Source organism: Legionella longbeachae (genome assembly GCF_004283175.1).
In the GTDB taxonomy this organism is placed as follows: Bacteria; Pseudomonadota; Gammaproteobacteria; order Legionellales; family Legionellaceae; genus Legionella; species Legionella longbeachae.
On record NZ_RXNW01000029.1, the window covers coordinates 1 to 7125 of the forward strand.

Sequence of the window (7125 nt, forward strand, 5' to 3'; positions counted from 1 at the left end):
CTTCAGTGAACAACAAAAAGATTTTCTCTCATTAGAGGAAGACACGCTGGATAAACTGTCTGCTCTAATTATGAAATATACTATTAATATTTCAGTGAAACTAGCAGTTCTTACTGGAAGGGCCGCAGATGAAATAACTCAATATACGGAGCAAAATCAAGGAAATTTAATTATTGCAGGAGCTCAGGGACAGTATTATATCCATGAGTATGTGTTAGGAACCACATCGAGTTATCTTATAGAACAAGGGAAGACTCCTGTTTTGCTTATCAAAAAGGAACCCTCTTTTTCCTATAAAAGAATACTTATTGCAACTGATTTTTCAAAACCCAGTAAAAAAGCCATTGAATTCACTTTTAAATGCTTTCCAGATGCCCAATTTCAGCTATTGCATGTTGTGGATATTTTTAACAATCAGAATTTAAAAGGTAAATCTGTTGACATGTTCGAATCAAATACAAAAAATATTATGGAGCAGTTGGATTCTTTTTTAAAAGAATGCCATGTTAAATATGATCAATTTGAAAAAAAAATCATGGGTGGTTATTTGGCAGACTCAATTATTCTGCAGTCAAAAAACTGGAATGCAGATTTGTTGGCTTTTGGGGCACAAGGACACTCTAAATTACACTATTTAATGACGGGCAGTGTGGCTAAGCGATTATTACAACTAAGCTATATTGATATGTTGGTGGTGCCACCGGCATAAAGTAAAACGTTTAACTTGGTAGGACATTGTTGAATAAATCGGAAATATTGGTTTATCTTGTATCAAGGAACTAATAAGTTCATTTTTGTTAACATGCTTGTATTTCCCCCTCTATTTGTCTATTTATGCATCAACAAACATAACAGTATAATTTAGCAAAATATTAGCTTTGTACTGAAAATTGATCAAATATTGTACATTTAATGGATTTTGAGCTATAGTTAAAGTGAGAGAGTAAACTGGAGGTAGGTTTATGTTAAATTCTATTGTGAAAGATACCTATGAAGCTCGTGTTAAAATTGGCCACCACATTATATCTAAAATTACTGGAAAAATTCTCCATGAGTTGAAGGTACGTTTGATTCTACTATGTGATTTGGAATCTTCTGGAGCTAGAGGAGAACTCATAGATCTTGCCACTGATAAAATCATTTACAGATGTCATAAACAAACTCTAGTCGATAAATAACCCAACTACTTTTCTTATTATTAGCAGATAATTTAATTAATTTAAAATTTGAATCTTCTACTTCTCGCCAAGGAAAGTTGAAAGCCGAGGCGAGAAGAAGATTCATTAATGCGTTTAAGTTGAGATAATGAGTATGGTACTTTAACTATTCTGGATTATTTATTCCTATTCTCCTCCTAAAAAATCAGAAAATATTAGGCCACAAATAGCCTGCGTTTCAAGTTTTTTGTTCGTGACAGGTTATGCTCACTCGGAGTGGGGAAGAGTGATTTTAATCCTTTTCATTTATCATTTATCTTTGGATAATAAATTTGAATGGGTCTTTTCTTTCTATTAATGACCGCAAAGTCGGTTAATTTATGAAGATGAACCGAGGTTTTGCTCATAATTTCCAAAACTACAAGATGCCGAGCCACTTCTGCATCTGCAATAAGAGAGCGATGACAGCGCCATGGTACAGCTTCAGCACACATTATGACGACTTTTGGGTTATTTTTTATTAAGCTGTTTAACTCCTTTAGCCCTGCGAAAAACTCAGATGTTTGCATATAATCTGCAAAGCCACGGAAGCTTTCATTGCGCCATCCCATATTAATGGAATTATGCGTCGTTCGGCGTAAACCACCTAATTTTGATAAATGAGTATAGGCAATTTTTTCTTTTTGAAGTGATTCTTTTAGTTCATTTTCATTAAACCATGGCACATGGCGAGATTTGGGTATTGTACGCACATCCACGACATGTGTAATTTGATACGCATGTACTATGTCAATAAATTCTTCAATAGTATGTGTCGAATGCCCAATGGTATAAAGTTTAGTCATAATTTAACTCTATCCTTTCCTCTATTCTTAGATGATTAGCTGGCTGTTATCTCTATGTTTACCTGACTATTGATTGAGTTCGAAATAAAACAATTTGCATGAGCTTTTTCACGCATTTTAGTTATGGCATCATCGTCAGGAAGTTTAGAACCGCCAAATTTAATTTTGGGATGCAATGTAATTTCTGTTACGCTAATTTTTCCAAGCTCATTTTTGTTCGTTATACCAATAGCGTCATCGAAGTAATTGTCAATGATATAACCATTTTTGCAAGCTACCGCTAGAAAAGTTTGCATATAACAACCCGATAGGGCTGACATGAGTAATTCCTCAGGATTAGGCAATTCTGATTTACCGAAGTAATCCTTTGGATTTGATGCCTGTATGTTTGTTCCGCCGCTAAATTTGATTGTGTAAGTACGATCATAGGTTTCATAATTAAAGTCTTGCCCAATACGTTGCCAGTGAATTGAAACTGAATGATTAGCCATACATATCTCCGATTTTATAAATGTTGTTAGTACCCAGAAAATTCTTCTGTACGAATATTATCATCATTAATCTCCGCTTCATTTAACATCTTGCGCATGGCAGCAACCATTGTTGCTGGGCCCGAGATATAATAAATAGGTGTAGTTAAATCTTTTATGTATTTTTCTAGTATTTCTCGATTAATAAAACCTTTTTCACCAGTCCAAGGTTGTTTTGATTTTTCCATAGCCGTCATCGTTGGTATAAATTTATAATGAGAATTTTTTTTCTCGAGAGATTTTAGTTCCTCTAGAAAGGCGGTATCTTCTGGTCTGTTATTAGAATAAAATAAATAAATTTGATGTGGTAGTTTATCTTTGCTAGCTTGCGTAACAATGCTTCTCACTGGAGTAATACCAATTCCACCTGTAAGAAATACTGCAGGTATCGCTTTATTATTGTGTAGCGTAAAAGATCCAGATGGCGCATCTAACTTGAGTTCCGTACCTAAAGGAAGTGTTTTCAACACTCGCTTAAAGGCTGTATCGCGCATACGAGTCGCCACCATTAAATCGTTCGCATAAGGAGGATTGGTAAGCGAGAAAGCCCGAATATTACCTTCCTCATCTGTCTCTTTGGGATTAAGTAGAGTGAAATCACCAAATTGACCAGCCTTAAAGGTAAAATCCTTTGGTTTTTCAAAAGTGAATGCCATTGTTCCTTCAGCAACAATTTGGCGATCTATAAGTTTAATCTGGTAAATAGCCATAATTACAACTCCTTTTTTAACCCTCGATATACAAGAACAATTAAATTTTAGTTAAAATATTGAGTAAAGCTACAGCATTATTGTGTTCAGTTTCTTTAGAACTAAACAATAAAGTCACTTTTTTTTTCTTCCCTTCTTTTAAAATAATATCAATATCTTCTTGTTTATCTATTATTTCTTGAGCGTAGCGTTTTTGAAATTCAATCCATTTCATAGGATCATGATTGAACCACTTGCGTAAAGAGTCACTGGGTGCAATGTCTTTTAACCACAGATCAATATTCGCTTCAGTTTTTTTTATTCCGCGAGGCCAAAGTCTATCCACAAGGATTCGAAACCCATCCGACTCGCTTGATTCCTCGTAAATTCGTTTAACTTGTATATTCATTTTAAATGGCTCCTGGCGAAAATACATAGCATTACTATCTTAATTAAAATTACTCTGGATTGATAAGCTTATTTTTTTAGCATTCCTCTTAATACGTAGTGTAAAATTCCACCATTTTTGTAGTAATCTAATTCATTTAATGTATCAATTCGCGAAATAAGAGTAACTTCAGTTTGATTCCCATCTTCTCTGTGGATAACAACTTTTACTCGCATACGTGGTTTCATCTGATGAGTAAGACCTATAATATCAATGAGTTCGGAGCCTGTAATGTTTAGCGTTTTACGTGTGACCCCTTCAGGAAACTCTAGAGGCAAAATTCCCATACCAATTAAGTTTGAGCGATGAATTCTCTCAAAACTTTCTGCCACGACTGCTACTACACCCTGAAGCTTCGGTCCTTTTGCCGCCCAATCTCGAGAAGATCCAGTTCCATACTCCTTACCAGCAATTACAACCAATGCAGTGTGTGCCTTTTTATAACGCATTGCGGCATCATATATCGACATTATTTCACTAGTGGGAATATATTTTGTAAAACCTCCTTCAAGCTCTGGAGTCATCTCATTTCTGATACGGATGTTTGCAAATGTTCCTCGTACCATGACTTCATGGTTTCCACGTCGTGATCCATAAGAATTAAAGTCTTTAATCAAGACACCCTTGGATTGCAGGTATTCCCCAGCGGGACTCTCTGGTTTTATGGAACCGGCGGGTGAAATATGGTCTGTAGTAATGCTATCTCCAAACAGTGCCAAAATTCTTGCACCTTTAATATTCTTAATTTTTTCTGGGGTCACTCCCATACCATCAAAAAATGGTGGATGTTGAATATATGTTGAATCCATTGGCCATGCATAAGTATCTGATTCAGAAACTTTCATAGCGCGCCATTCTTTTGTTCCCATAAATATATTTGCATAAGTGTCATGAAACATTTTGCTAGTAATATTTGCTACTTCACGTGCAATTTCATCATTTGTTGGCCATAAATCTTTTAGATAAACAGGATTTCCCGATTTATCTTCTCCAAGAGGATCTTTTGTCACATCAATTAATACAGTCCCGGCAAGGGCAAAGGCAACAACAAGTGGAGGTGATGCGAGCCAATTTGCTTTAACAAGTGGATGGATTCGTCCTTCAAAATTACGATTACCTGAAAGCACAGCTGAAACAATTAAATCATTTTCAATCACTGTTTTTTCTACAGGTTCGGGAAGAGGGCCCGAATTTCCGATACATGTTGTACACCCATAGCCTGCTAATGTGAATCCTAGCTCATTAAGATATTTTTGTAAGTTAGTTTTTTCTAGATAGAGAGTGACCACTTGAGAACCTGGTGCAAATGAGGTTTTCACCCAGGGTTTACGTGTCATTCCTTTTTCAACCGCTTTTTTTGCTAATAATCCAGCAGCAATAAGTACATTTGGGTTCGAGGTGTTGGTGCAACTGGTGATGGCTGCAATAACAACATCTCCATGATGCAATTCATAATTCACATCTGTACTAAACGATTGTTCTCTCTCTTCGCTACGTTTGTTTTCTACTAAGAATTTATCAAAAGTATTAGCCAGATTTGACAATTCAACTTGATCTTGTGGACGTTTTGGGCCGGCAATACACGCTCGGATAGTTGATAAATCCAGTGTAACCAAATCTGTATAAACAAGTTCAACTTGAGGATCATGCCATAATCCCTGAATTTTTGCATAAGCTTCAACAAGAGCAACGCTTTGTTCTTCTCTTCCACTTAAACGCAAATAATCAAGTGTGGCTTCATCAATAGGAAAGAAACCGCATGTTGCACCATATTCAGGTGACATATTACTAATAGTCGCTCGATCCGCAAGAGATAAATGACGTAACCCATCACCAAAGAATTCAACAAATTTCCCTACGACACCTTTTTCACGTAAAAGATGTGTTACGGAAAGAACCAGATCAGTTGCTGTAATTCCCTCTTGTAATTGTCCTGTCAGTTTTACCCCAATTACTTCGGGAATTAGTAACGAAATTGGTTGTCCTAACATAGCGGCTTCTGCTTCAATACCGCCGACTCCCCACCCTAGTACGCCAAGACCGTTAATCATAGTCGTATGGCTGTCTGTACCCACTAATGTATCTGGGTAGGCATGGATTTTCCCATTGATTTCTTGGGTCCAAACTGTTTTGGCCAGGTATTCCAGGTTCACCTGGTGACATATTCCAGTATCAGGTGGTACAACGCGGAAATTTCTAAATGCCTTTTGTCCCCAGCGTAAAAACTCATAACGCTCATAATTCCTTTCCATTTCCATTGTGGCATTAATTGTAAAAGCATCGGATATGAGAAACTGATCAATCTGTATGGAATGATCAATAATCAGATCAACAGCTGAAAGGGGATTGATTTGTTCCGGATTTCCACCAAGCTTTTCAATCGCAGCACGCATTGCAGCAAGATCTACAATAGCAGGTACGCCAGTAAAATCCTGCATTAAGACACGTGCAGGACGATACACTATTTCACGATTGGAAGTTTTTAGTTTTAACCACTCAATGATTGCTTTGAGATCATCAACTGTAACAGATTGTCTGTCGAGATGACGAAGTAAATTTTCTAAAAGAATTTTTAAAGTGTAGGGTAGTTTTGATAAGTCTTTAAGTCCTCCTTGTTCAGCCGCTCGTAAACTATAGTAATGATAATCGATACCATTTATCGAAAGAATTTGTTGTGTACTTTTATGAAATTCACTGGTAAGAACAAGGTCTGATGCAATAGTATGCTGTTTGATTTCCTGTATTCCCCCTGCCCAGGAGGGAGGATCGCTTGCTGGAAATGAATCCTCAGAGGACTCGTTTATTATAGCCTGATTATTTTTTTGTCTTGTACCCATGATCCAATTTATCCAATTTTTTATTTGTAGCATACGATATCCTTATCGGAACATTATGTATGATAAAAATTTAGGAGTGAGATATATATTATAGTTAATTATTTTATGAATAATTCAAAACAGATTTCTAAACTTTAGATGGTGTCTAAGGCTCTCAAAATAAATTTGTGGAAGTTAGTGTGCAAGCAAAGAATGTTAAGCATTAAACAAATCAATACAATTATTAAATAGTAAAGCTATACTTTTAAAATGAAAGTAGATAAAAACCAATAGCATGGATGATTTATTATGACCAAAAAAAGCTTTTTTAAACGTAAATGGAAAATATTTAAAAAATTCTATAATAAATCAGCAGAATAGGATTTTATAATTTTCTTGGGTTTATTGTTATCCCTATAATTGGAATGACAATTTTGTACATCCTTGTTCATATTTTCTGGATATGAATTAAGAAATTGTCATTATCTGCTTATTAGGCTCTACCCCAAAAAACTGTCTCTTGATCACATCTTCATCAACTCGGTAGCTATCCAAAGTCCTTCAACTCGCTCTTGTAAACGGAACCATCCTTTCCAGATAGTAGACCAAGCTGCTTTTCCAGTCCTTTTGGAATCAGTCC

General features: G+C 35.9%; 7 protein-coding genes. 2 read left to right on the top strand and 5 right to left on the bottom strand.

The genetic code is table 11. The annotated features are described in order from the left end of the window. Nucleotides 1-709 (top strand): universal stress protein (locus EKG34_RS17970; RefSeq protein ID WP_130560100.1); only part of this gene is annotated, 709 nt, incomplete at its 5' end. A 253-nt stretch (nucleotides 710-962) separates the two neighbouring features. Further along, nucleotides 963-1178 (top strand): hypothetical protein, encoded by a 216-nt coding sequence (locus EKG34_RS17975; protein WP_003634920.1) that lies wholly within the window; start codon nucleotides 963-965, stop codon nucleotides 1176-1178. A gap of 281 nt (nucleotides 1179-1459) precedes the next feature. Here the strand turns inward: EKG34_RS17975 and EKG34_RS17980 are convergent, their stop codons facing one another. The 5 genes from EKG34_RS17980 to acnA all read right to left on the bottom strand — a co-directional run bounded on the left by EKG34_RS17980 (nucleotide 1460) and on the right by acnA (nucleotide 6539). Further along, nucleotides 1460-2002, bottom strand: a complete 543-nt coding sequence (locus tag EKG34_RS17980) for a DUF488 domain-containing protein (protein ID WP_003634924.1) — start codon at nucleotides 2000-2002, stop codon at nucleotides 1460-1462. A gap of 35 nt (nucleotides 2003-2037) precedes the next feature. Further along, nucleotides 2038-2493 carry an OsmC family protein gene (locus EKG34_RS17985; RefSeq protein WP_003634926.1) on the bottom strand — a complete coding sequence of 152 codons (456 nt, stop codon included), beginning with the start codon at nucleotides 2491-2493 and terminating at the stop codon, nucleotides 2038-2040. Nucleotides 2494-2519: 26 nt separating this feature from the next. Beyond that, on the bottom strand, nucleotides 2520-3242 hold the full coding sequence (locus EKG34_RS17990) for an FAD-dependent oxidoreductase (protein ID WP_080619949.1): 723 nt from the start codon (nucleotides 3240-3242) through the stop codon (nucleotides 2520-2522). A gap of 40 nt (nucleotides 3243-3282) precedes the next feature. Then, the gene (locus tag EKG34_RS17995; RefSeq protein WP_003634930.1) at nucleotides 3283-3630 is read right to left on the bottom strand and encodes a DUF488 domain-containing protein; all 348 of its coding nucleotides are present in this window, start codon (nucleotides 3628-3630) and stop codon (nucleotides 3283-3285) included. 68 nt (nucleotides 3631-3698) lie between these two features. Further along, entirely contained in the window at nucleotides 3699-6539 is a 2841-nt protein-coding gene (gene acnA / locus EKG34_RS18000) for an aconitate hydratase AcnA (RefSeq protein ID WP_003634933.1), read from the bottom strand. Nucleotides 6540-7125 lie beyond the last annotated feature (586 nt).

Coding starts and splice junctions, on each gene's coding strand:
- EKG34_RS17975 (WP_003634920.1), top strand. CDS start 963: ATGTTAAATTCTATTGTGAAAGATACCTATGAAGCTCGTGTTAAAATT.
- EKG34_RS17980 (WP_003634924.1), bottom strand. CDS start 2,002: ATGACTAAACTTTATACCATTGGGCATTCGACACATACTATTGAAGAA.
- EKG34_RS17985 (WP_003634926.1), bottom strand. CDS start 2,493: ATGGCTAATCATTCAGTTTCAATTCACTGGCAACGTATTGGGCAAGAC.
- EKG34_RS17990 (WP_080619949.1), bottom strand. CDS start 3,242: ATGGCTATTTACCAGATTAAACTTATAGATCGCCAAATTGTTGCTGAA.
- EKG34_RS17995 (WP_003634930.1), bottom strand. CDS start 3,630: ATGAATATACAAGTTAAACGAATTTACGAGGAATCAAGCGAGTCGGAT.
- acnA (WP_003634933.1), bottom strand. CDS start 6,539: ATGCTACAAATAAAAAATTGGATAAATTGGATCATGGGTACAAGACAA.